Raw genomic sequence first — 23,860 nt, 5'->3', positions numbered from 1 at the left:
CCGACCTCACGACAAACGAAGGAAACGCAATGAGAGCTGTCGTCCTGATGTTCGACACATTGTGCAGACGCTATCTGGGGCCCTACGGCGGAACCGACATCCCTACACCGGGTTTCGACCGCCTCGCCGAACACAGCGTGCGCTTCGACAACTGTTACGCCGGCAGCATGCCGTGCATGCCCGCTCGCCGGGAGATGCATACCGGGCGACACAACTTCCTGCACCGCTCCTGGGGCCCACTCGAACCCTTCGACGATTCGGTCCCGTCGATCCTCAGCGCGGCCGGAATCCACACGCACCTCTCGACCGACCACTACCACTACTGGGAAGACGGCGGCGCCACCTATCACAACCGGTTCGACACCTACGAGCTCTTTCGAGGCCAGGAAGGCGACCGATGGAAGGGCGTCGTCGATCCACCCGCCCCGCCTGCGAACCTCAACCCCACAACGACTGTGGCACGACAGGATTGGATCAATCGGACCTACATGCCGACCGAGGACACGCATTCGCAGACCGCGACTGTCGATTCGGGTCTCGAGTTCATCGCCGTGAATGCTCACGCGGACTCGTGGATGCTCCAGATCGAGTGCTTCGATCCTCACGAACCCTTCTTCACCTATCCCGAATACCTCGCGATCGCCGGGGTCGACACGTCCGAACCGATCTTCGACTGGCCCCAGTACCGCCGGGTGACCGAATCAATGAACGAGCAAGAGCGACTCCGCCGCTCTTACCTCGCCCTTCTCGCGCAATGTGACCGCTCGGTGCAACGTGTGCTCGCCGCATTCGACGAGCACGACTTGTGGTCCGACACTGCCCTGATCGTGTGCACCGACCACGGGTTCCTTCTGGGAGAGCACGGCTGGTGGGGCAAGACCGTGCAGCCGTTCTACGACGAGACGATCCACACCCCCCTGTTCGTCTGGGATCCCCGCTCCGGTGAGCGCGGATCGAGCCGAGAAGCCTTGGTGCAGACGGTCGATCTCGGCCCGACACTGTTGGATGTGTTCGATTGCCCGCCCACGGACCGCATGCAGGGACACTCTCTGTCGGCGGTGATCACCGAGGACGCCCCGATCCGTAAGGGCGCTCTGTTCGGGGTCGCGGGTGGGCACGTCAACGTCACGGACGGGCGGTACGTCTACATGCGTTCGTGCGTACGACCGGAGAACTCACCGCTCCACGAGTACACACTCATGCCCACACATATGCGTGGGCACTTCTCTGCAGAAGAGCTGCGCGCGGCCGAACTTGTCGAGGGGTTCCCGTTCACCCGCGGCATCCCGGTGCTCCGCACTCCGGCGTGGACGGTCGGCAATCCTTTCCGCTTCGGAACACTGCTCTACGACCTCGAACTCGACCCACAGCAGCAGCGCCCCTTGCGTGATGACGACGAGCTCGAAATGACGATGATCGAGTTGATGGTCGAACTCATGCGCGAGAGTGAAGCACCCGCAGAGCAGTACGAACGCCTCGGTCTGCCGCCGACAGGTCCGGTCACTGCCGAGCATGTGTTGATCTCCGCGCAGTGGAATGCGGTAGTGCGAAGCACCGCGAGCGTCCCGATGAAGGACGACTTCGCACCGGACGCACCGGTAGCTCACGCTCAGCTGAGCGAATTGCTCGCCCACGCGCCCACTGCCGCCGTCGTCGAAAGCCATTTCCCGTTCATTTCGGGATTGGCACCGATGATGCGCGAACGCCTCATCGGTGCCGGCATCGTCGAACTCAACGGTTTCACCGGATCTCAGGACATGGACGGGCTCCTCGCGATCGATCGCGAGCTACGCTCCGCTCTGACCACGTAGCTCGCTCAGCGCCAGCGCCGAACGCTCTGCCCGGCGCTGGCGCTGGCGCACCGGATCAGCGATCGGAGCGGCAAGGAGCAGTTCGCGAGTGTATTTTTCGCGAGGCTCTTGTGTGACTTGCGCGGTCGTACCTTCCTCGATCAAACGCCCACCCCTCAGGACCGCTACGCGGTGACTGATCCGGCGAACCACAGCCAGGTCATGAGAGATGAACAAATAGGCAATCCCAGTGCGGTCCTGAATCTCGGACAACAGGTCCAGAACACGCACCTGCGTGGCCAGATCGAGCGCCGAGGTCGGCTCGTCGCACACGATCAATTGAGGGCTCAGGGCCAACGCACGAGCTATCGCCACGCGTTGGCGCTGCCCACCGGAAAATTCGCTGGGATATCGCTGCGCTGCGTCCCTCGGCAACCCGACGGCGTCCATCAGCTCCCGAACTTGCTCTCGCGCCGCTGATTTGGTCACTCCGGCAACCAGGAGCGGCTCGCAGAGGGTGTCGGAAATCGTCAGGGCAGGGTTGAGCGAGGTGTAGGGGTCTTGGAAGATCACCTGCACCTGGGTTGCGAGGGCGCGTTGTTGCCGGCGTGACAGCGACGTTCGGTCCTGGCCATCGAAACGGATTCTGCCCGAACTCACCGGTGCCAGGCCGAGCAGCGCCCGTCCGATTGTTGTTTTCCCCGAACCGGATTCGCCTACGAGCCCCAGAGTCTCGCCGCGCTCGATGCTGAACGAGACCTCCTCGACCGCGCGCATGACCGCCCCTGTTCGGGAGCGTTTGGGGTAGGTGACAGTGAGTTCGTTTACTTCGAGCAGGGTCATTCGGCTACCTCGATAATTTGCTCGCTGGAGTTTCTGGGTGCACGAAGTTCGTCTTCGCGGCTCGATGCAAGGAGTTGGCGTGAGTACTCGTGTGTGGGACCGGCGAAGAAATCCTCCAAGGTGGCTGTTTCTATCACTTCGCCGTTGCGCATCACTACGACGTCGTCGCAGATGTCGGCGACGACTCCGAGATCGTGGGTGACGAGCACAAGTGCCATTCCGAGTTCGAGTTGCAGGTCGCGCAGGAGATCCAAAATTTCTGCTTGGACGGTGACATCGAGCGCCGTGGTGGGTTCGTCCGCGATCAGCACGTCCGGTTCGGTGGAGATCGCACCGGCGATCAGCACGCGTTGAGCCATACCTCCGGACAGTTGGTGGGGATATGAACCCAGGACACGCTCGGTGTCGCGGATTCCGACGCGCAGGAGCAAAGATGCGGCCTTGGCCGTGGCATCCTTGTCGTTCATGCCCGCAGCGCGCATGGGTTCGGTGAGTTGTCGTTCGACGGTGAAGGAGGGGTCGAGGTTGCTCATCGGTTCTTGTGGAACGTAGGCGATTGCGCGCCCTAGAAGCCGTCGCCGGGCGCGGCCTCTCAGGTGGCCGATTTCCTGTCCCCCGACCCAAATCTGTCCACCGACGACTGCGCCGCCTTCACCGAGGAGCCCGAGAATAGCGAACGACGTCTGCGATTTTCCCGATCCGGATTCTCCGATCAATCCGAGTGTTCGACCGCGTTCGACCGCGAAGGACACTTCGCGCACGACCTCGCGGTCTTCACCTCGCGCGGCTCCGTAGGCGACGGTCAATCCTCGTACTTCCAGCGCCGCAATACTTTTCTGTTCGGGGGTCGAGGTGTGGGGCGCAGGTTTACGGATCGGTAGGGCACCGCTGGGTTGCACCGAGTCGCGGATTCCGTTGCCCACGAGGATGAACCCGGCGACGGTCAGTGTGATCGCCAGGCCTGGCCACACGATGCCCCACGGTTGTCGGGAAATCGATGCGAGCGCATCACTCAGCATCACGCCCCAGGTCGGCTGGGTCGGATCCCCGAGCCCGAGGAATTCGAGTCCGGATTGCACCGAGATCGCCACGCCGGCGAGGATCGACAACATCACGATCGTCGGTCCCATGACTGCGCGGAGAATATGGCGCGCGATGATGCGTGAGTCACTGAGTCCGGAGACGCGGGCGGCGTCGACGTAGAGTTCGTCTTTGACGCCGATCACGGTGGCGCGCACCATCCGAAACAGGCTCGGGGAGATCATCACTCCGAGCAGGCACATCGTGACCGCCAAGTTCGGTCCGATAGCTGTGATCAAGGCCAACAGAACGAGAATGGCGGGCAGCGACATGAGGACGTCGGCGACGAAAGACAACGATATGTCCCATCGGCGGCCGAAATAGCCGGCAACCAAACCTCCCGGCAGGCCGATCACGACCGCGACAAACAGGGTCAGGGCCGCGCCGAGCAGGGTGATCCGTGTGCCTGAGATCAAGCGGGACAAGACGTCTCGTCCGGCGGAGTCCGTGCCGAGGAGGTGGCCACTGCTTCCTGGGTCGGCGAGCACGGAGGTCAGGTCCGAGTGTGAGGGATCCGCCGGCATCAGGAGATTGGCGAACACTGCCACGAACAGCACTCCGGTCAGCACTGCCAGGCCTATGATGGTCATCGGTTCGCTGAGCGCGCGGCGCCAGGCTCCACGATGCACGACGGGACGGTCCCCCGTCACCACTGGATCAATGCTCATCGCACACGCACCTTCGGGTTGAGGATCACTTGGATGACATCGACGAAGAGGTTGACCACGACGACCATCACCGAGGAAAACACCACGATCCCCATCACGACCGGACGATCTCCTTGGATGGTCGAGTCGACAGCCAGCGTTCCCAGCCCGGGAAGTGCGAACACGCGCTCGATGACGACAGCCCCGCCCAGAAGTCCGATGAACTGCAACGCGAGGATCGTCAGCCACGGTTGCGCGGCGTTGCGCAGCGCATGCTTGTAGAGCACCGATCTCTCCGAGAGCCCCCGAGACCGGAGGGTCCGGATGTAGTCCTTGCGCAAGGTGTCGATCATCGCGCCGCGTGCCTGTTGTGCGGCCGAAGCAATGCCGCTGATCGACAGCGCCAACACCGGCAGCGTGATCGACCATGCCCATGCCGAGACCGACACTCCGATCGGTGTGTAGCCGGTAGCCGGGAAGAGATGCAAGCCCACGGACAACCACGCCACCAGCACCACTGCGACCCAATATCCGGGAAGTGAGTGGCCACCGATCGAGACGAATTGAATCGCTCGGTCCAACCACCCGCGCCGCACGGCTGCCACTACGCCGAGCACGGCACTGAACACGCCGATGATCAACATTGCAATCACCACGATCGACAAGGTCACCGGTAGCCATTGCAGGATCTTCTCGGTGACCGAGGTGCTGTCGAAGAACGAGGTCCCGAGGTTTCCTGTCAGTGCGTGGGAGACCCAATCCGCGTACTGGGCGAGCACCGGCCGGTCCAACCCGAGTTCGTGGGCCTTGGCATCGACCACCTCCTGTGTCGCGTCCTGCCCTACGACTGCACGTGCCGCATCGCTCGCTCCGGAGAACGTGAGGAAGAAGGAGACGGTGGCCACGACGGCCACCATGAGAATCCCCACCCCCGCGCGCCGCAAGATCATCAATAACACTTCTCGAGCCGCCTTCCAGCAGAATGTTGTGGCCCTTGTCACAAATCCCCATCAGGCTAGCCGACCGAGTACTCGGTAGCAATGCCCTCGGCTCGCCACACGGAACCGACCGAGTAGACGGTATGCCTGAGGGAAGTCCCCTATCCTTCGACTATGGGAACCACCGAAGTTGCACGCCTCGCAGGAGAAACCGCGCGCGCCAACATCCTCACTGCCGCCACCGAGCACTTCGCCGAACACGGGTTCCGGCGCACCTCACTCGCAGCGGTGGCACGAGCTGCGGGACTCTCCCAGGCCGGCTTGCTTCATCATTTCCCCAGCAAGAAGCGCCTTCTTGCCGCCGTCCTCGGATCCAGGGACGTCGAGGACCTCCAACTGCTGGCCCAAGGATTGGACCACGCGGGCGGCGATCTCATGGCAGTGCTCGACCTTCTCCCCGAGGTGGTTCGGGCAAACAGCCACCGCATGACCGTCGTTCGACTCGCACACGTCTGCGCGCTCGAATCCGACGCCTCCGATTGGGCGCGACAGCGTCGACAGGCCGTCCGAAACATTTTCGAATCTGCCGCCCTCCGAAGCGCGGAACTGGGGACCGCACGAGAAGATGTCGACGCCGCCCAAGTTGCCTCGCTGATCATCGCGACCTTCGAAGGGCTCGAGAACCAATGGCTTCTCGATCCGGACTTCGACATGGTCGCCCCCATGCAGGCCATGGTCGACATGCTCCGAAGAGATCTCACGAACACCTAGTCCCGGCCCACCTCGCAGAGCAGTCTTTCTTGGTTTTGTGACCGTAAACCTACCTACCAAGTACTCAGTAGGTATGCTCCTCGTATGACTGCGATCACAGTCGTGTTGACAGTTGTGCACCGCAGTCGAGCGAGGCACGCGATCGGCACGTTCGCGTGATTCGCATATGCGGAAAACCTGTTGCCGTGTCCGTCGACAAGCCGGTACGGCGCAATGTTCGTGGTCTCCGCGGTCGCTGTTCGAAGTGTCCTGATCTTTCCGAATCTGTTGCTGCGCAGGTTCATACGGCCACTTCGACATCCTGACGACGTGCACCTCCGCTGCGGTGCGCCACCAATGACAAGACTGGAGCAACCTGTTCATGCGAATCCTCTATCTCGATGTCGACACCCTGCGCGCCGACCACACCACGCCGTACGGATACGACAGAGACACGACTCCCAATCTCCAGCGGCTGGCCGACAAAGGCGTGACCTTCGACAGGTACTACTGCTCCGACTCACCGTGCCTGCCGTCTCGCACAGCTCTGATTTCGGGTCAGTTCGGCATTACCAACGGCGTGGTGAGTCACTTCGGTGAAGGTGCCCGATTCCGGCTCGACTCCGGGCACGGGACCGAACCGGATCGACCGTTGTTGGGCCAGCTGCTCGAATGTCACGACCACCTTCCCGCTGTGGTGTCGATGTTCGGCGAACGACACCGTGCCAACCACTTCACCGGAAGTTTCCGCGAAGCGATCCGGGCGACCGGCAATACTCGAGACGAGCAGGCGCACGAGATCAACGCCGTCGGTATCGACTGGATCCAACGGCACGCAGACCAGGAAGACTGGTATCTGCACTTGACCTACTGGGACCCGCACACTCCGTACTCGCAGCCTTACGAGTGGACCGAAAAGGCTGCGGCGGCAGGGCCTGCGCCGGCGTGGCCGGATCAGGCCACGATCGAAGCCCATCGCGAGATCTACGGACCGCACAGCGCGCTCGATCTGCACTACGCCTACTTCCCTCAGACGAGCCCGAGCCCGAGCATGCCCGATGCCATTGAAACCCGTGCTGATTTCGAGCACCTGATCAACGGCTTCGACGGCGCCGTCATGTACTGGGACCACCATCTCGGCCTGCTCATGGACGAACTCGAACGTCTGGGCATAGCGGATTCCACCGCGATCGTCGTCAGCGCCGATCACGGCGAATCCTTCGGCGAGAACGGCTCCTACGCAGAGCATGGTCTCGCCAACGAATCGACCCACCGAATTCCGTTGATCGTCTACTGGCCCGGCGTGACCGACGACCTCACACCCGAGCAGAGACGCAACGACGCACTGCTCTACAACATCGACTACGCGCCCACCATCGCCGAGCTGATCGGTGCGGAGCAGCCGGCCGGATGGCAGGGGACGTCGTTCGCGGCCGCGATCCGCGGATCCGAGATCGAATCACGCGAATACCTCGTCCTCGGTCACGGCGCCCATACCTACCAGCGTTCCGTTCGAACCAAAACCCATCTCTACACCCGCACTTACCATCCCGGGGCATTCCGCGCCGAATGGGAGCAATTGTTCGACATGAGCGCCGATCCGCATCAGACGACAGACATCCTCGACGAGCAACCCGAACTCGCCGCACACATGCGAAGCCTCCTCCAGCAATGGTGGGACGAGTACGCCGGGCGTCCCGGTTGCCTACCCGACCCCATGCAGACGTCCCTGCAAACAGGACCCACGCACTACAACGATCCCCAGCGTTACATCGAACATCTGCGCGCGACCGGGCGAAGTCACCTCGCCGACCATCTCGCCGAACAAATTCGTCGCCCGGACTTTGTCGTGCCCGTCGCATCACACACCGAAGCGCCGCCGCGGCTCGCCGAAATCTTCATCAAGAACTATCAGCTCGCTCTCGCCCGGGCCGAGCGCAGCACACACAACGCCAGCTGAGAGGAAAGACCATGACTGCAACGCACGCACGCACGGTTCCCGGTGACGCCGAAATCGACAGCGTCCTGGCGACCCTGGATCTCGAGACCAAGATCAAGCTCCTCACCGGCCGCGACTTCTGGACCACCTGGCCGGTCCCCTCAGCGGGGTTGCGTCCGATCGTGATGTCCGACGGCCCGGCCGGCGTTCGAGGGCAGCACTGGGACGAGCGCGACCCGTCGGCGAACTTCCCCTCCGGTTCAGCACTCGGAGCCACCTGGAGCCGCCGAGCTGCCGCACGATACGGCGCACTCCTGGCGGCCGAAGCGCACCGCAAGGGAGTAGATGTCGTTCTCGGCCCCACCATCAACCTCCACCGGTCACCGCTCGGCGGTCGCCACTTCGAATCTCTCTCCGAAGACCCACAACTGACGTCCGCACTTGCCACCGAATACGTCCGCGCTCTCCAGGCGGAAGGCATCGCGGCATGCCCCAAGCATTACGTCGGCAACGAATACGAAACCGAGCGCTTCACCGCCAGTTCCCGCATCGACGAACGCACTCTGCGCGAGGTGTACCTCGCTGCCTTCGAAGGTCCCGTCGTCGACGGCGGAGCCTGGTCGATCATGTCCGCCTACAACTCGGTCAACGGCACCACCATGTCCGAACACCCGTTGCTGACTGCACCGTTGAAGACAGGATGGGAATTCGACGGGGTCGTCGTCTCGGACTGGACCGGTGTGCGATCGACCGTCGCCTCGGCGCAATCCGGCCAAGACCTCGCCATGCCAGGCCCTTTCGGTTTCTGGGGCGAGCAACTTCTCGCCGCTGTCCACGACGGAAAGGTCTCCGAAGCCACGATCGACGACAAAGTCCGGCGCTTGATTCGTCTCGCCTTCCGGGTCGGCGCTTTCGATATCCGCGACACACCCACTGACACACCTGCGGTACCGGAGTCGGTCACGGTGGCCACCAAAGAACTCTCCATCGAAGGTTCAGTGCTGCTCGCCAACAACGGACTGCTGCCCCTCCCCGCTGCCGTCGGAACCATCGCCGTGATCGGCCGCCACGCAGTCGAACCCCGAACTCAAGGCGGTGGCAGCGCGACAGTACTGCCGGAAACAATCAGCGCGCCTCTCCGAGCGCTGCGGCGAGCATTCCCGGTGAGCACCGTCAGGCACAGCATGGGCATCGCCGAACCCGACACGCTCATCCCACTCGATCCCGACTCCCTGACCGACCCTGCCAGCGGCGACCCGGGCTTGCGTGTCGAGTTCATCGACCACGACGGCGAACTCGTCCGCTCCGAACGGCGCACGAGCTGCCGACTGGTGTGGTTCGGGAATGCACCAGTCGACGCGACCTCCCTGCGCGTACGCACCCAGTACCTTCCCACCGACACCGGCGTACTCCGATTCCAAGCCTCCTGCGTCGGAAAACTGCACGTCAGCGCCGAAAACCGCACCGTTCTCGACACCGAACTAGCGCCCATCGGTACCGACCTCGGAGCCGCGCTACTCGAGCCGCCCGCCGCCACAGCGGACATCGAGGTCGTAGCCGGCGTCCCCATCGACATCACGGTCACCTACGCCGGACCCATGTTCGCCGTAGGTATTGCCGCACTCAACATCGGGCGCGAACGCGACGCTGATGACGGCGATCTGCACGACGACGCCGTCGCCCTCGCCGCAGCCTCGGACGTCGCGATCGTCATCGTCGGCACGGACTCGAACGGGGAAAGCGAAGGGTGGGATCGATCGTCGCTGAGACTTCCTGGAGATCAAGACGATTTGGTCACTGCCGTCGCGGCAGTCAATCCGCGCACGATCGTCGTCGTCAACGCAGGCGCGCCCATCGTCATGCCATGGAAAGACGATGTCTCAGCGATCCTTCTGACGTGGTTCGGAGGGGAGCAGATCGGAAACGCAGTCGCAGAGATACTCTCAGGCGCATCCGAGCCCGGCGGGCGGCTCCCCACCACCTGGCCGGCATCGGAAGAGGACGTACCTGTCCTCGACACCACCCCAAAGGAGGGGGTCGTCGACTACAGCGAAGGGGTCCACGTCGGATACCGCGGATGGCTGCGCCAGAACCGAACCCCGGCCTACCCCTTCGGATTCGGACTCTCCTACACCAGCTTCGAAATCGACCGCATGAGTGCGGTCACAGGCCACGCCGTCGATGTCACGGTACGAAACACCGGCGATCGCACAGGAAAATTCGTCGCCCAAATCTACGCACACCGACCGAAGACGACCATTGATCGCCCCATACGTTGGCTTGTGGGGTTCGCCGACGGCGTACTCGCCGCCGGCGAGACAACCACCACACGAATAACGCTCACGCGCCGAGCTTTCCAGCATTGGGATGCCGGCTGGCAAACCGAAGCCGGAGACTTCCATCTCTCGGCCGGATTTGACGTCTCCGACTGCCGCACCTCCGTTGTTCACCGCGCACACTGCTCGTCCTGAACACCAGGCACCCCCATTCGAACAAGAACCCGAGCTCACATCGAATGCCCGAGTCCGGCGACAGCGCAACGTATGCCGCAACACACAGCTGAGCAACAGCCCGGTCACCCCCGAGAACGACTCGAAACAGACTGCACGAGCGTTACATCGGCGAACAACCTGCACGCTGTCACCTTCCCACGACGGCGGGCAGGAAGACGGCCGGCTACTGCAAATGCGAGGGAGACCGCCTTCTCGGCAATACGGACACCACACTGCACTGCTCACGCCGGAAGTCGACCGTACCTGTCTACTTGCACCTCGATTCGACCCCACGCAATCTCCCGCATCCACGATTTCACCCCAAACGACCCGAAAGCACATGACCGCCAACCGAAGTTCGTACTCACCGAGAACTGATCCGGCGCAGCTCGCAAAAGCACTCTTCGACGAACTTTCACATCGCTATCGCGAAGATCGGCAACGCAGGATCGCCACCGAAAAGTCACAGATACTCGTGCGCTACCGACCCGGAGAAGCCGAGGCACTACTCGCCCTCGCATTGAACTGGGCACCGTACGGAGGCGTGCCAGAGGCCGAAGTATTCGAACGATACGGGACCACCCTCAACAGTTTCGTCGACCAACTCTGGGTCGTCGTACGTCACCTTCAATGCGACCGCAAAACCAAAGACACACTCGCAGCGGCGTACCCCAAACGCCGGAATCCACCCACTGAATCCTAAAAGACACCGCCAACCGAACACTGACAACCCGAAACTCACGGAACACGTGGAGCCCCCGTTTACACACCGGTGCGGGCGTCGACGCCAGCCGGATTCCGGCCATCGCACTACTACGACGGTCACGGTGACATTGCAAAGTGAAGGTGAGAACCTGGTTGTGGGGCGGACGCCGCTTTCTCGCCTGACGTCGTACCCATCGAGCCTTCTCCACCCCGTGAAAGCGAAACCAAGTCTCAAGCCCGAAACGATGCGTAGCCTCACCTGCGCGAATGCGCTCGTCAGTGGACGACTCAAGCACGTGGAGGCGCAACACCCCCGCCACCGTTTCATCTGTTGTGCCACTCCAGAACCCATGAATCACACGAAATAACCTGTCCGCGTCTATTTTCCGGCAGCCCACACGATTGTTGGGCTACCCTGGACGCCAACCGTCCGCGGGGGCGAGTCGACCCAAAAGCCACACCCCCTGGCACCGCTCCGCTGTGGAAGGCAGTCGGGACACCCTAAAACCCGTCCGAGGCCGGTCAACGTCGCTAGCCAATCGGTTCGGCTTTGGATTCGGCGAAGGTAAGGCATCGTGGGTTCAGAATCAGCGGGCACGAACACTCATCTCTTCCGGTCGATTTCGGATCAGACGAGACGCCCAGCAGCATGAGTGTCGGACGCCGCACCTACCATCTTTCGCCGGACGGTGAACACATCGGCTACACGTTGCAGCGACTGGACGGTCTCCTGATGATCGTCGGCAGAATCGCGCGTCGGGCAGATCGATACGAAGTAGTCAACCTCCGAGTGGTCAACCCTGTTGGCACACAAGGGCCGACGGACCCCAGCGCGCAAGCATGGGCACGAGTCTCCGCCCTCTACGAACTCAAGTCCTTCGTGGACCGTGGCCGTAATATTCTGGCCTTCAACGAACAATTCGGTGTACCACCACAGGTCGGTGTCGATCTTGAGGGTAAGGCGGGCAAGGGCCCCGCCCCTTGCTCCACGGCACGGCACGGCACGACACGACACGGCACGGCACGGCACGGCACGGCACGGCACGGCACGGCACGGCACGGCACGGCACGGCACGGCACGGCACGGCACGGCACGGCACGGAGCAAGACAAACAGGAGCCACTCGAGACGGCGACAAGCCAATGCGTCATCCTCCGATGATGCTCGCCTGCAACGACTACGAGCCGTGACCGACCACCGAGAATTCATCGTCGTTCCGAGCCCTCTCGATACGCTTTGACAACGGCGCGGCCACACGCCGTTCCGCAGAGCCGCGGGAGATGAGTCACTTACGCTGCCGTCGCCATAGTAGGTCCCGGCTGGTAGGTGGCGTTTGCAGTCCATTTACGGGGGACAGCGAAGGTGGCCGGCCGCAGGGCACACGCGCCGTCCCTCCCGGCGGCAACGCGCAGCCGTCAACACCTACGGCCCACGGGCGGACATACAACGGTCGGGATCTGCTAGGACTTCTTGTCGTCTGGGGAGTTCTTGTCGCGTGAACCGCTCAAGCTCAGGACTGCCGTCAACATTGCTCCGACGGGTAGAAATCCGACAACGCGCGTGCTTCGTTCAGAGCCACTGAGATCTGCCCACGTCAATAGTTGCGCGACGACTGCGACGAGGTAGAGCAACAGGGTTGCACTCGTGAACTTGTTCATGACGCGAGCCTAACTAGCGCGATGCGCTCAGCAGTTGATGTAGGTCGGGTTCGTGCTCTTTCGCATCGTGGCCAGGCTGCCGCTGTAGCCGATGGACAGTCCACCGATGAAAGACGCGGACACCGATCCGGCGCTGCCACCGTCCTGGTTGTGGTCGTACGCGAACTGAGCTCCGAACGACTGGGTGTCGCAGCCCAGTTTACGGGTAACGGTCGAGCTGATGTGTCCGTGGTCGACGTTCAGTTTGAAGCCCGACACCGCATCGCGAAGGCCGACGATGGGCGCGCCGCCGACCCCACCGTTTTTGAGGTACGCCACGCTGTCGGTGGTGCGTTCTCCGTCGTAGTAATACGAGTTGTACGTCGTGGACACTGCTGTCAGGCAACGGTTGGAAAAGTCGAACATGATAGAGGCGAAGTCATCAGGTGCAGAGCCGTTGACGTAGTCGTCACGAAAGTTCCACGTACCCATGTACGTTGCGGTGCACCCTGGGGTGGGAGGCCAGTATCCGACGACGCTGAAAGCATCGGTGGGAACCGCACGAGCTGCGACCCCTTCCTGCGGTGCCTGGTTGCTCATGAGGTCTGCCGTTGCGGCATCTACCGGTCCGTCGACGCCGGAGACACTGAACTGGATGCTCTGACCGAGCTGCTGTTCGGCCAGAGCATTGATTCCGATGAAGTCATGGGGATTTTGTTCTGCGTACGCGAGCAAGGGATCTGTCGCCGGGGCACGTTCTGCGCTGGCGGTAGGCGCAGCGGCGAAGGCTGCGAGGGAAAGGGCAGTGCTGGCCGTTGCGGCCCATGCTTTCGACTTGACCGTGAGTATCTCCATCCTCGATGTACCTACCGTGACGATTGCTGAACATTTACCGACTGTCGAATAAGTTCGAGATCTTGCAAACCTTTCGGTACGTAATTCATCCATCTCCCTCCCGCTCCAGAATGGCTGCGTTGGGACTAGCACGCGCATACGGCATCGACCTCGCCCCATACCTCAACGATCTCGGCCGGGAACTCCTGCCGAGATTCGAAGACGCCTCCATCCTCAATGTGTTCGCGCAATACCCCGGCATGACCTGGCAAGATATTGTCAAACCTGAGTACAACGACCCGAATGCAGTGCCGGAATACGTCGACGCAGCCAACAAGATCAACATGGGCACCGCCGCGGTACCCACTATCCCGATGTTCATCGCCCAGGCCGCCAACGGCGTCCTCGAAGGAACCCAACCGGGCGGCGCGAATATCGGTGTTGGTGACGGAGTCATGGTCACCGGCGACGTCGCCGCCCTCGCCAACCGATACTGCGCCGCCGGACTGGCAATCCAGTACGACCAGTACGACACCATCAGCCACTTCCCCGGCGCCGCGCTATGGCTACCCGGAGCGATCACCTGGATCAACGACCGATTCAACGGCACACCCGCACCCTCGAACTGCGGACAGATCGCCCCCGGAAACTCCCTCGCACCTCAGCAACCCACCACCCGCTGACCAACACTCCGAGGACTACATTTCACGTCGCTCTGGAGAGATTCGAAACGACGTCGCCCTCACGAAGCCGCTGCACAGAGTGAGAACAAATCACCGATGTGTGTAGGGACCGCGAGCGCACTCCTCGACTGGATCCGAGCATCACCGACCACGTAGCCGGTTCAGCACCCGGATCGGACAGAAATCGAGTCCATCTTGCGGCGGAGCTGCCACCCAACACTTCCCGCCGCATGGTGCAGGTCACCAATCAGATCAGCGAGCTGCGCCTCTACCTCGTCGGCGCGAAGTTCGAAAGAGATGTCATAAGTGGTCGGTCAACAGGTTCGTCAATTCGAGTAGGCATAGAACAGCTGTCGTCGCCGCGACCGCAATCGGTAATCGCGCATCTGGTGAGGCACCGACCTGTCGAGCCCTCGAGGCCTGTGGAGTTCTCAAGCACTGAGTGGAATCTCGGTACCTGTTGTGGCCCAACAGCAACAGGACTATCGCCAGTGCCGTGCACACGACCGTTGCAGCTGATACGGGCCATGAGGTGCGGGAAAGGTTGATGCGGATGATCGTGAGACCTGCGATCACCAGTGCGATAGCGGTGCGCTGCCAGGACAAAGCGGTACGTTCGACCTGTGCTCCGCTGTCATCGCTGAGATCCATCCGGAAAGTCTGCTCGGTAGGCAGCGTGCAAGAGGCGGTCACCGTTTCCCCACCACGGCGAAGTAGTACCTGCTGGAGACGCTGCGGTTTCGAAGCGCCTCCAACCGACGATTGCCGTCGTGCTCGGACAAGAACGAGACACAAGATGGCCAAAGTGAGAACCCCGAGCTCCGCCGGGGCTCCGTCGACGAGGGCACCGATCGTCTCGAAAACAAATCCCCGCGCGCGATCCCAGTTCAACGCCGCATCTCCGATATCAGTGAGGCTCTCGGCCAGCAGGATCACCCGAACCACCCGGCGAATCCCGATGCGAGCAGAGCCCCCGTGATTACTCCCAACACGGCGGTGAGCACGAGCGCGGACAGTGGCGCGGTGAGCGGTTGAAGTCGTCGCAGGGCCTGCTCGTTGAGCCACCAGCGCCGCACCCCGCTGACTGTGCAGAACAGAGCCAGTGCGAGGATACCGACAGCTAGAACGTGGCCGTATCCGCCTGTGAGAATATCGCCGAAAGCATCGAGTGCGACCCCGAGAGCCAGCAAGGCCAACGCGGTGCGCACCCACGCCAGAAGGGTCCGTTCGTTGGCAAGACTGAATCGTGGGTCGGGTTCAGTGCCGTGACCGTAGAGTCGACGGGGCCAACGCCGATCCCGATCAGCACCCGCTATTGGCTCGCTGACCTCTCGATCTTTGTTTATCATGTCCATCAACAGCTTTCGTGTGAAGTGCACTGTTTGACGCTTCCGACGCGCCGCGCACAGGCACGTCGGATGACGACTCTCCCGGTAGCGGGCGTCGCGGCGACCGGAAGGACGCGGAGTGCACGAGAATTCGACATGTTTAGTTCCGAGAGTGGTGAACGCATACACCTCGATGAGCTCACTCCGGCAGCTCCGCACCTGCGTATCGCGTCGGTCACGACACCCTCGTCGTATCGCACCGAACTGATGACCGGTGATGCCCTGTACGGGATCGAATCCCCGAGATGTCCGCGTCCACATTTTTCCCCTCGTGCAGTTCGTCTACGCGAAGCGACGTTGCTCTACGGCTCACGCACGCGCCCAGGTTCGGTCATTCGATCAGAGCCTGGTGCTGAGCGATCAACGCGCCGGCGGCCGGCACATCATGGGATTCGGGTTGCCGAGTACGCCGCCGCCGTCGGCGCGGGCACGCTCAGAGATGAACACGACGAAGTTCGGCCGCGAGGTCACTGGATCATCATTGCTTCAGGAAGTCCGGTTCGATTGCGACGGATAGGTGGTTGCCGTCACGAGTTGACGGAGTGGACGAGTGCGTCCAGCTGTGAGTCGTTGACCGGCACCATCGAAAACTTCGCGAGTTGTCCCAGACGTGTTCCCATGATCGCTTTCTCCCGGTTCGATCCTGCCGGTGCCTCAGCTTCGACGGACGCGAGGACGGGCGCGAGGAGCTTGCGCAATGCCGGGCCGCCGACCGGATGAGAGAACCAGGCCCTGATGGTCGATTGTTTGTCGAGCCGCGGCTCGTAGGGGTCGCCGGTGACCGGAATTTCCACGCTCAGGCGGATATCGCGACTGGAGGCCCCGAGGTCGAAGCGATAGTTCAGAGACTCGACAAGCCACTGCTCTTCGCTGGCGTCGAAGTATTCGAGTTCGCGTCGAGGGACGACAATCGTGAGGTCCTGAGCTTCACCGGGTTCGAGGTCATCGGTGACCGCGAAGCCTTTGAGTTCGCGGTCGGGTCGCTGCACACGTGAGAGTTCCGTACGCGCGTAGGCCTGGACGATTTCACGTCCGGTGCAGCGGCCGGCGTTGCGCACGGTGAGTGTTATTTCGATGTCCTCTCCGACGTGGCGCACGGCCGGCGAGGAATAGGTGAAGGTCGTGTAGGAGAGGCCGTGCCCGAACGGGAAACTGACGTCCATCTTTCGTGCGTCGTAGTGCCGGTACCCGACGAAGAGGCCTTCGCCGTATTCGACCTGTCTGCTTTCGCCGGGGAAATTCAGGTACGCAGGTGTGTCTTCGAGGCGAAGCGGAATGGTCTCGGCGAGCTTGCCTGACGGGGAGGCCTTGCCGAAGAGCAGATCGGCGAGGGCGGAGCCGCCGGCTTGGCCGAGAAGCCAGGACTCGAGGATCGCGGGTACGCGGTCGACCCATCCGGAGACTCGCACGACGGCTCCGTTCGAGAGGACCACGACGACACGGGAATTGGCCGCCGCGATCGCTTCGATCAGTGCGGTCTGTTCGCCCGGTAGGTCGATGTGCTCGCGGTCGAAGCCTTCGGATTCGTAGCTGGCGGGCAACCCGAGGAAGAGAACGACGACGTCGCAGTCGGCCGCGAGTGAGATTGCTTCGTCGAGAAGCGTGATGCTTTGCTCGCTCGGAGCGGATTCCGAGGTTGTGAATCCCGGTGCGTAGTGCACGGTGCTGGCATCGGGTCCTGTGGTGGCGTCGATCAGTTCGGAAATTGCGTTCCAGGCGCTGTCGAGGCGGGTGGGGACGACCTTGGAACTGCCTGCTCCCTGATAGCGGGGGTTACGCGCGAATTCGCCGATGACAGCGATCTTCTGACCGGAGGTGGGATCGAGGGGGAGCAGATCGGTCTCGTTCTTCAACAGGACCGCGCTTCGGGTCGCTGCCTCGCGGGCGAGGTCGTGGTGTGCATCCGCATCGAAAGGAGTTCGCGGGCGGGCGTTCTCGGCGCTGATCCGAGCGAGTGTGATGAGGCGCTGAACGCTCTGATCGAGCAGAGTTTCAGGGAGCGCACCCGTGCGCACCGCGGACGCGACTGCAGCTGGCCCCTGGCCACTCGAGGTCGGCATCTCCAGATCCATTCCGGCGGCGAGCGCTTTGACCCGATCGACGACCGCGCCCCAGTCGGAGATCACGGCACCGTCGAATCCCCAGTCGTGGCGGAGAACGTCGGTGAGCAGCCACGAATTCTCCGATGCGTGCACTCCGTTGATCCGGTTGTAGGAGCACATGACCGTCCACGGTTTCGCATCGGTGACCACGCGGCGGAAAGCCCGAAGATAGATTTCCTGCAGCGGGCGAGGGGCGACGTTCGCGCTGACGATCATCCGTTCGGACTCTTGGTTGTTGACCGCGAAATGCTTGAGGGACGCGCCGACCCCTTCACCTTGCAAGCCGTTGACCCAGGCGACACCCAATTCGGCGCTGAGAAGGGGGTCTTCGGAGAAGTACTCGAAGTTACGGCCACACAGGGGGCTTCGTTTGATGTTGATTCCGGGGCCGAGTAGGAGGTTGATTCCGAAGGACTGCGTTTCGTGCGCGAGCGCCACCGCGATGCGTTGGGTGAGCTCTCGATCCCAACTCGATCCGAGTCCCACCGCGGGCGGGAAGCAGGTCGAGGGTGCGCTGTTCCCGACGCCGAGATGATCGGCGTCGGCCTCCTGGTACCGGACACCGTGTGGCCCGTCAGCCATGGTGATCTCGGGAATACTCCGGCCGGCAAAGGCCACCGTGTTCCACCAGCCGGCACCGCTGGTGAGTGAGGCCTTCTCGTCAAGGCTCAGTGATTCGTTGTTGGGCATGGGATTCCTTTGTGTGCGTCGAGGTGAGAGTGGCGAGAAGATCGAGCAGGCGTCGAGCCAGCTAGCGGATGGAATCGCTACGGATCTCCCGTCGGTCACTGCTACCAGTGTCGGCCGGCAACTCGGGGCCCTACGAGGGGACGGAGCCGGGAGGGACGCGGCGTTCCATCGCCTTCTGCATTGCTGCGCTGTCACGCACGTACGGCCGGTAGATCAATGTGACGAAGGCGCCGTTGACGACCATCAATGCTACGAGAATCAACAAAAAGGTGCGCTGGAGACCGATGAGGTCCCCCAGATAGCCCGCGCCGAGGCTGAAGATCGCCCACGCCAACGACTCCATCACCGAAATCAAGAGCGCGAAAGCTAGACCGCGTAGCTCGGGTCGAACCACAGCCATCACGATCGGTACCTTGATGACCGGATTTGCACTCTGCAATGCACCCAGCACCGCAAAGAACCCCGCGAAGATCCAGATCGATCCCCACGCGAACTGTGTTCCGACAAAGGCGACACCGGCGAATGCGAGCTGCGCGATCTGAAGATAGGCGATCCGCCCATGCTGGGGAAAGCGAATGTGGACCCGGTCGGCGAGTGCACCGCCGACGAGCGTGCCGGCGAAGTAACCTACTCCGTACGGCAGGATGACGAGTGAGGCTTGTGCGTTGCTGAAACCGAAGACCTGCACCAGATAGACCACTCCGAACGCTATCAACAGCAAATGTCCGGACAGCAGTCTTTGGATCAACATCAGCACGAAGGTTGGGATCTTGAACAGCTCCCGCGCGTCTGCGAACGTGATCTTGCCGTACACCTCACGTTCTTCGATGCTCAGCCCAGCCAACTGCGGCTCGGCGGCTCCGACTCCGGGATCTCGCATGAAAAGCACGATCGACACGCCGAGAAGTACGCAGATCGTCCCTGAGATGAAGTAGCCGTAGCGCCATCCGTTGTCGAAGTGCGAGAGTTGCCCGAACAGTGGTCCACTGGCTGCGGTGAGCAGTGCGACCGTGCCGTACATGTGCCCGGAGGCACGCCCGCGCCTACGGTCGCCGTAGACGTCGCCGAGGATTTCCGTCACGATCGGGGCGGCTCCGCAGAAACCCGCCGCGGCAAGGACATACAGCACCAGAAGTTGAATGTAGTTCTGTGAGAAACCGGCCGCGACGATCCACATCCCCCAGAAACCGGAGCAGGTGGCGAGGACGATTCTCCGATTGGTGCGGCGGGCGAGCATGACCCACAGCGGACCGGTCACCACTCCTACCAGTTTGGTTGCAGCGACCAGCGTCCCCAGCGCTGAAAGGCTGAGTCCCAGTGCAGCTTGCACTGACGGATAGAGCACCGAGACGATGCTTTGTTCGGTGTTGTCCATCGTCGACGCCCCGGTGAGCAAGGCGAAGTTGCGGCGGCGGTGCGTGGTCTGTGGTTCGGCATGGGCGACCGGGAGCGGCGGAGCGGATGCGGACGATGACACGTCAGTGGCGCGCATGGGAGCTCTCTTCGGACAGTAGGGGTGCGAGCAGAATGGCGCCGGCCGAGCATCAGGTCAGCGTCGGGACAGCCAACAGTGAGAGAGCACCATCGGCGACGAATCGAAGTCAGGCGCGAGTCAGCGCCAGGGTGGACAGGTCCGTTGCAAGAGAACGCAATCGGGCCTGAGGCAACATACCGATCGCCAAGGCCGCGATCTGCAGCAATGACATCTCGCCCGCGATGGTGATCATCGGGCCGGACTCGACGCCTGGAAGGTAGTTAGAGACCGCTGCTGCAGCGTCAGGGTCGGACAACAGCTCGCGCAGCGGAGTGTGGACGCTGAGTGGACCTCGCGGATACTCGTCGGGGTTAGGGGGTGGTTGTAGCGACAGTTCCACCTGGGGCCGTTGAGCATTGGCGAGCAGATGCTCGCTGGTCACCGGCCCCAATCGGGGCAACCCCAGGCGTTCGTATTGTCCGGCCGGTGCGTCTGCCTGGCGCAGGTGATCGACGAGGAGAGTGGCCATCCGCATTTCGAGTTCTTCGTCGAATAGCGGTGAACATTGCTCGGGGTCCGAGTGCAGATCGTAGAGCAGCGTTCCGAACGCGTACGGATTGGTCATGGTGCCTCCGTTCACCGTGAGCACCGGACAGCCTTTGGTAAACGAGAGCGGGGCAACCAGTTCGGCGTGCCGAAGCTCAGCCGGGCTGAATCGCCCACGCATGTGCGTCGGCATCAGGGTGTGTTCGGTCAACGGCTGATTCTCGGGACTTGCGCACGAGCGCATGTAGACGTAGCGGCCGTCGGTGACGCTGACGTGCCCGCCGAAATTGCCGAAGAGCGCAGCCTCACGCACCGGCGCGTCCTCGACGATGACGTTGTGCAGCGAACGGCCGAGCATGTCGGCGGTCGCATCGACGCCGAACAGATCCAGCAGCGTCGGGGCCAGGTCGATGGTCTGCACCAGCGATTCGCGTCGTTGACCGGCGACTTTGCTCCGCGGATCCCAGATGAAGAGAGGGGTGTGGATGGTCTCGTCGTAGTACGGTTGCACGCTCTTGCCCCACCACCCGTGTTCACCGAGCAGAAATCCGTGGTCGGTGTTGACGATCAACATCGTGTCGTCCCACAAGTCGTGTTCATCCATCGCGTCGAGAACTCGACCCAGCGAACGGTCACACATGGACAACAGCGCCGAGTACTCGGCGCGCACATGCGCCACCTGCTCCGGCGTTTCCAAAACCTGCATATAGTCCGGCCAGTCGAAGTGAGGCCCGTCGTACTCGTGCGGGTACAACTGCTTGTATCGGTCGTGGCTGAAGAACGGTTCGTGAGGATCGAAGGTCTCGATCTGCAAGAACCAGTTGTCCTCACCGTGATTGGTCCGGAGAAAGTCGATGCCGGCGTCGAACGTGCCAGTCTGAGGGTGATCGGCCTCATCAGCCAGGTAGCTGCGGTTGACCCAGTCTTGCCGCCGCTGCTTCGCCTGCATGACTTTGAGTGTGGGCGGTGCGACCGGATCGGCGACATGCCCCTTCCATGGATCCCCCTCTTGTCCGCGGAAGAACTCGAACGAATCGTAACGATGATGATATGTGGCGCCACCGTCTTCCCAGTAGTGCTGGTGATCGGTACTCAAGTGGGTGTAAACACCACTGCTGCTAAGCATTTCGGGCATCGAGTCGTCGAAAGGTTCGAGTGGACCCCAACTACGATGCAAAAAATTGTATCGACCCGTATGCAGCTCCCGGCGCGCCGGCATACACGGCATACTGCCCGCGTAACAGTTCTCGAACGTCACGGAACGTTCAGCCAGGCGGGTGAAGTTGGGGGCGTGGATTTCCGCGGCGCCGTACGGCGGCAGGAAACGACGATTGAGACTGTCGAACATCACCATGATCGCTTTCATCGGATCCCCCCTTCGGTCGACGAAGCGGCGGCCCGTCCCTCAGCACCGGAAGTCAACTCCCACAGAACGGTCTCCAACCAGTCGATCCACTGATCGAGAGCGCTCGATCCGTGTTCGTGCGCAAGCTGCGCAAGTCGATGGACCAAGGACTCGTCGACTCCGCCGATCGGCGCCAGTAACCCCAGGTCCCTGTTCCGCCCGCGGTCCTCCTTCATCTGCATCCGCCGCGCCGAAAGTTCGATTCGGACCAGTTCGATCAACGCATCCTCCCCGAACGGACCGCCGAGCAGGAAGCGCGCCTTGAACTCGGGATCCTGAAATCGGCTCGGCGGCGTATACGGACTGGTGATCCAGTCACGCAGTTCCTGTTCACCCAGGTCGGTCAACTGATAGATCTTCGCATCGGGCCGCCCGTCGTTTTCGACGACGCTGTAGCTCACCCAGCCGGAATCGACCATGCGCGCCAGAGAACGGTAGATCTGACTCAAGTGCACATTCGAGCGAAAAAAGCGGCCTTCCTGTTCGAGATATTTTCCGAGCTCGTACCCGCTGAAAGGACGCCATGACAACAGTCCCAAGATCATTTGTTCAAACTTCACGCCAACCTCATCCATGTGACTTGTTGCATATGTGACTAGTTTTATACGGTGGTGTGGTCCGCCCCGTCAAGACCCAAGCACCGCCGCCCGCGCGAAAGCCTCCCTGTGAACGAGATTCCCATCCCCCCAAAAAACGGTTGCTGCACGCCTTCCCGAGCCACCTCCCTACCACCCAATATCGAAGCCTCAGCCTCACGCCGCGCCAGCGGACAACCGCGCCAGCGGCGCCAAACCCTGCTTCCTGGAGGGGAATTTCTCATGGGCACCGACGACCACGTCGGCTTCGCCTCCGATGGCGAGGGGCCGGTCCGGCGAGTGCACGTCGCCCCCTTCCACATCGATATCCACGCTGTCACGAACGCCGACTTCGCAGAATTCGTCACTCAGACCCAATACGTAAGCGAAGCCGAACATTTCGGATGGTCCGACGTCTTCGCCGCATTCCTTCCCTCAGCCCTACGGCGCGGAGCACCGAGACCTGAACGGAGCCCGTGGTGGTGTGACGTTGCCGGAGCACACTGGAAAACATGGGAAGGACCCGGCAGCGACACCGCCGGCCGCGAAGATCACCCGGCGGTGCACGTGTCATGGAACGACGCACTCGCATACTGGGCTTGGGCACATACACGTCTTCCCACCGAGGCCGAATGGGAATACGCGGCCCGCGGAGGCGTCGAACAACGCCGCTACCCCCCCCAGGGGGGGGGGACGAACTCACTCCCGACGAGGTCCACCGCTGCAACATCTGGCAAGGACACTTTCCGACGAAGAACACTCACGCTGACGGCCACGCCGGAACCTCACCAGTAGATACCTTCTCACCCAACGCATTCGGACTCCACGACATGGCAGGCAACGTCTGGGAAGGGTGCTCGGACTGGTGGACGACCAACCATGACACCACACACCTACACAACCCCACCGGCCCCACCACCGGCCCCACCAACGGCCACGCGAAAGCCGCCCGAGGCGGGTCCTATCTCTGCCACGACTCGTACTGCAACTGCTACAGAGTCGCCTCCCGAACGAACAACACCCCCGACAGATCCAGCGGCAACACCGGATCCCGCTGCGTCACACCCGCCCCACGCAGCTGGCGAGGCATGAAAACGTCGTTTCCTACGATGCATTGACGGTCACCGGAAACCGCCGCTGCGACAGTGGCCAACTCATCGACATCTGATCACTCAGGAGCGCAGGATGACAAGCACAGGTTTCGGAATCGACGTCGGCGGCAGCGGCGTCAAGGGCGGCACGATCGACCTGAGCACCGGGGAAATGATCGGTGACCGCATCAAGATCCTGACCCCGCAGCCTTCGACTCCCGATGCGATCGCGGGCACTGTGGCCGAGATCG

20 protein-coding genes are annotated in these 23,860 nt (G+C 62.2%); 9 read left to right on the top strand and 11 right to left on the bottom strand.

Going from position 1 to position 23,860, the window contains the following annotated elements; translation table 11 throughout:
* Window positions 1-29 precede the first annotated feature (29 nt).
* Entirely contained in the window at window positions 30-1,811 is a 1,782-nt protein-coding gene (locus tag AC1DVN_RS29335; protein WP_477847824.1) for a sulfatase, read from the top strand.
* Here the strand turns inward: AC1DVN_RS29335 and AC1DVN_RS29330 are convergent.
* From AC1DVN_RS29330 to AC1DVN_RS29320, 3 genes are read right to left on the bottom strand one after another with little or no spacing between them, the layout of a single operon-like run.
* Window positions 1,788-2,633 carry an ATP-binding cassette domain-containing protein gene (locus AC1DVN_RS29330; protein WP_477847826.1) on the bottom strand — a complete coding sequence of 282 codons (846 nt, stop codon included), beginning with the start codon at window positions 2,631-2,633 and terminating at the stop codon, window positions 1,788-1,790. The genes AC1DVN_RS29335 and AC1DVN_RS29330 overlap by 24 nt on opposite strands.
* Entirely contained in the window at window positions 2,630-4,381 is a 1,752-nt protein-coding gene (locus AC1DVN_RS29325) for an ATP-binding cassette domain-containing protein (protein ID WP_477847828.1), read from the bottom strand. The genes AC1DVN_RS29330 and AC1DVN_RS29325 overlap by 4 nt, the downstream gene beginning before the upstream one ends.
* On the bottom strand, window positions 4,378-5,310 hold the full coding sequence (locus AC1DVN_RS29320; protein ID WP_477847830.1) for an ABC transporter permease: 933 nt from the start codon (window positions 5,308-5,310) through the stop codon (window positions 4,378-4,380). The genes AC1DVN_RS29325 and AC1DVN_RS29320 overlap by 4 nt, the downstream gene beginning before the upstream one ends.
* A gap of 162 nt (window positions 5,311-5,472) precedes the next feature.
* Here AC1DVN_RS29320 and AC1DVN_RS29315 point away from each other — a divergent pair, with 162 nt between their 5' ends.
* The 5 genes from AC1DVN_RS29315 to AC1DVN_RS29295 all read left to right on the top strand — a co-directional run bounded on the left by AC1DVN_RS29315 (window position 5,473) and on the right by AC1DVN_RS29295 (window position 12,424).
* A complete protein-coding gene (locus AC1DVN_RS29315; RefSeq protein WP_477847832.1) occupies window positions 5,473-6,069 on the top strand; it encodes a TetR/AcrR family transcriptional regulator in 597 nt (198 codons plus the stop codon).
* Window positions 6,070-6,430: 361 nt separating this feature from the next.
* On the top strand, window positions 6,431-8,008 hold the full coding sequence (locus AC1DVN_RS29310; RefSeq protein ID WP_477847834.1) for a sulfatase family protein: 1,578 nt from the start codon (window positions 6,431-6,433) through the stop codon (window positions 8,006-8,008).
* An 11-nt stretch (window positions 8,009-8,019) separates the two neighbouring features.
* Window positions 8,020-10,458 (top strand): beta-glucosidase, encoded by a 2,439-nt coding sequence (locus tag AC1DVN_RS29305; RefSeq protein WP_477994651.1) that lies wholly within the window; start codon window positions 8,020-8,022, stop codon window positions 10,456-10,458.
* A gap of 361 nt (window positions 10,459-10,819) precedes the next feature.
* On the top strand, window positions 10,820-11,182 hold the full coding sequence (locus tag AC1DVN_RS29300; RefSeq protein WP_477847838.1) for a hypothetical protein: 363 nt from the start codon (window positions 10,820-10,822) through the stop codon (window positions 11,180-11,182).
* A 651-nt stretch (window positions 11,183-11,833) separates the two neighbouring features.
* The gene (locus tag AC1DVN_RS29295; protein ID WP_477994649.1) at window positions 11,834-12,424 is read left to right on the top strand and encodes a hypothetical protein; all 591 of its coding nucleotides are present in this window, start codon (window positions 11,834-11,836) and stop codon (window positions 12,422-12,424) included.
* A 220-nt stretch (window positions 12,425-12,644) separates the two neighbouring features.
* Here the strand turns inward: AC1DVN_RS29295 and AC1DVN_RS29290 are convergent, their stop codons facing one another.
* Together AC1DVN_RS29290 and AC1DVN_RS29285 are read right to left on the bottom strand one after the other, a co-directional pair.
* Window positions 12,645-12,842, bottom strand: a complete 198-nt coding sequence (locus AC1DVN_RS29290) for a hypothetical protein (protein ID WP_477994648.1) — start codon at window positions 12,840-12,842, stop codon at window positions 12,645-12,647.
* A 27-nt stretch (window positions 12,843-12,869) separates the two neighbouring features.
* Complete coding sequence (locus AC1DVN_RS29285) at window positions 12,870-13,676, bottom strand: hypothetical protein (protein WP_477847844.1); 807 nt, start codon at window positions 13,674-13,676, stop codon at window positions 12,870-12,872.
* A 119-nt stretch (window positions 13,677-13,795) separates the two neighbouring features.
* Between AC1DVN_RS29285 and AC1DVN_RS29280 the strand changes: the two genes are divergently transcribed.
* Window positions 13,796-14,338: a lipase family protein gene (locus AC1DVN_RS29280; RefSeq protein ID WP_477994646.1), complete on the top strand. Its 543-nt coding sequence runs from the start codon at window positions 13,796-13,798 to the stop codon at window positions 14,336-14,338.
* 300 nt (window positions 14,339-14,638) lie between these two features.
* Here the strand turns inward: AC1DVN_RS29280 and AC1DVN_RS29275 are convergent, their stop codons facing one another.
* The 6 genes from AC1DVN_RS29275 to AC1DVN_RS29250 all read right to left on the bottom strand — a co-directional run bounded on the left by AC1DVN_RS29275 (window position 14,639) and on the right by AC1DVN_RS29250 (window position 22,488).
* Window positions 14,639-15,283, bottom strand: coding sequence for a DUF202 domain-containing protein (locus tag AC1DVN_RS29275; protein ID WP_477847848.1), 645 nt, complete (start codon window positions 15,281-15,283; stop codon window positions 14,639-14,641).
* On the bottom strand, window positions 15,271-15,717 hold the full coding sequence (locus AC1DVN_RS29270; protein ID WP_477994644.1) for a YidH family protein: 447 nt from the start codon (window positions 15,715-15,717) through the stop codon (window positions 15,271-15,273). The genes AC1DVN_RS29275 and AC1DVN_RS29270 overlap by 13 nt, the downstream gene beginning before the upstream one ends.
* Window positions 15,718-16,253: 536 nt before the next feature.
* The gene (locus tag AC1DVN_RS29265; RefSeq protein WP_477847852.1) at window positions 16,254-18,518 is read right to left on the bottom strand and encodes a glycoside hydrolase family 3 C-terminal domain-containing protein; all 2,265 of its coding nucleotides are present in this window, start codon (window positions 18,516-18,518) and stop codon (window positions 16,254-16,256) included.
* A gap of 130 nt (window positions 18,519-18,648) precedes the next feature.
* Entirely contained in the window at window positions 18,649-20,010 is a 1,362-nt protein-coding gene (locus AC1DVN_RS29260) for an MFS transporter (RefSeq protein WP_477994643.1), read from the bottom strand.
* A gap of 109 nt (window positions 20,011-20,119) precedes the next feature.
* The gene (locus AC1DVN_RS29255) at window positions 20,120-21,904 is read right to left on the bottom strand and encodes a sulfatase (protein WP_477847856.1); all 1,785 of its coding nucleotides are present in this window, start codon (window positions 21,902-21,904) and stop codon (window positions 20,120-20,122) included.
* Window positions 21,901-22,488, bottom strand: coding sequence for a PadR family transcriptional regulator (locus AC1DVN_RS29250; RefSeq protein ID WP_477994657.1), 588 nt, complete (start codon window positions 22,486-22,488; stop codon window positions 21,901-21,903). Before AC1DVN_RS29250 ends, AC1DVN_RS29255 begins: the two co-directional genes overlap by 4 nt.
* Before the next feature lie 273 nt (window positions 22,489-22,761).
* Here AC1DVN_RS29250 and AC1DVN_RS29245 point away from each other — a divergent pair, with 273 nt between their 5' ends.
* Both AC1DVN_RS29245 and AC1DVN_RS29240 read left to right on the top strand, forming a co-directional pair.
* Entirely contained in the window at window positions 22,762-23,313 is a 552-nt protein-coding gene (locus tag AC1DVN_RS29245) for an SUMF1/EgtB/PvdO family nonheme iron enzyme (RefSeq protein WP_477994641.1), read from the top strand.
* Window positions 23,247-23,636 (top strand): formylglycine-generating enzyme family protein, encoded by a 390-nt coding sequence (locus AC1DVN_RS29240; RefSeq protein ID WP_477994655.1) that lies wholly within the window; start codon window positions 23,247-23,249, stop codon window positions 23,634-23,636. Before AC1DVN_RS29245 ends, AC1DVN_RS29240 begins: the two co-directional genes overlap by 67 nt.
* The last annotated feature ends 224 nt before the right edge of the window (window positions 23,637-23,860 follow it).

Source organism: Rhodococcus sp. P4_E4 (genome assembly GCF_056401575.1).
This window is presented reverse-complemented; position numbering and strand designations above follow the sequence as displayed.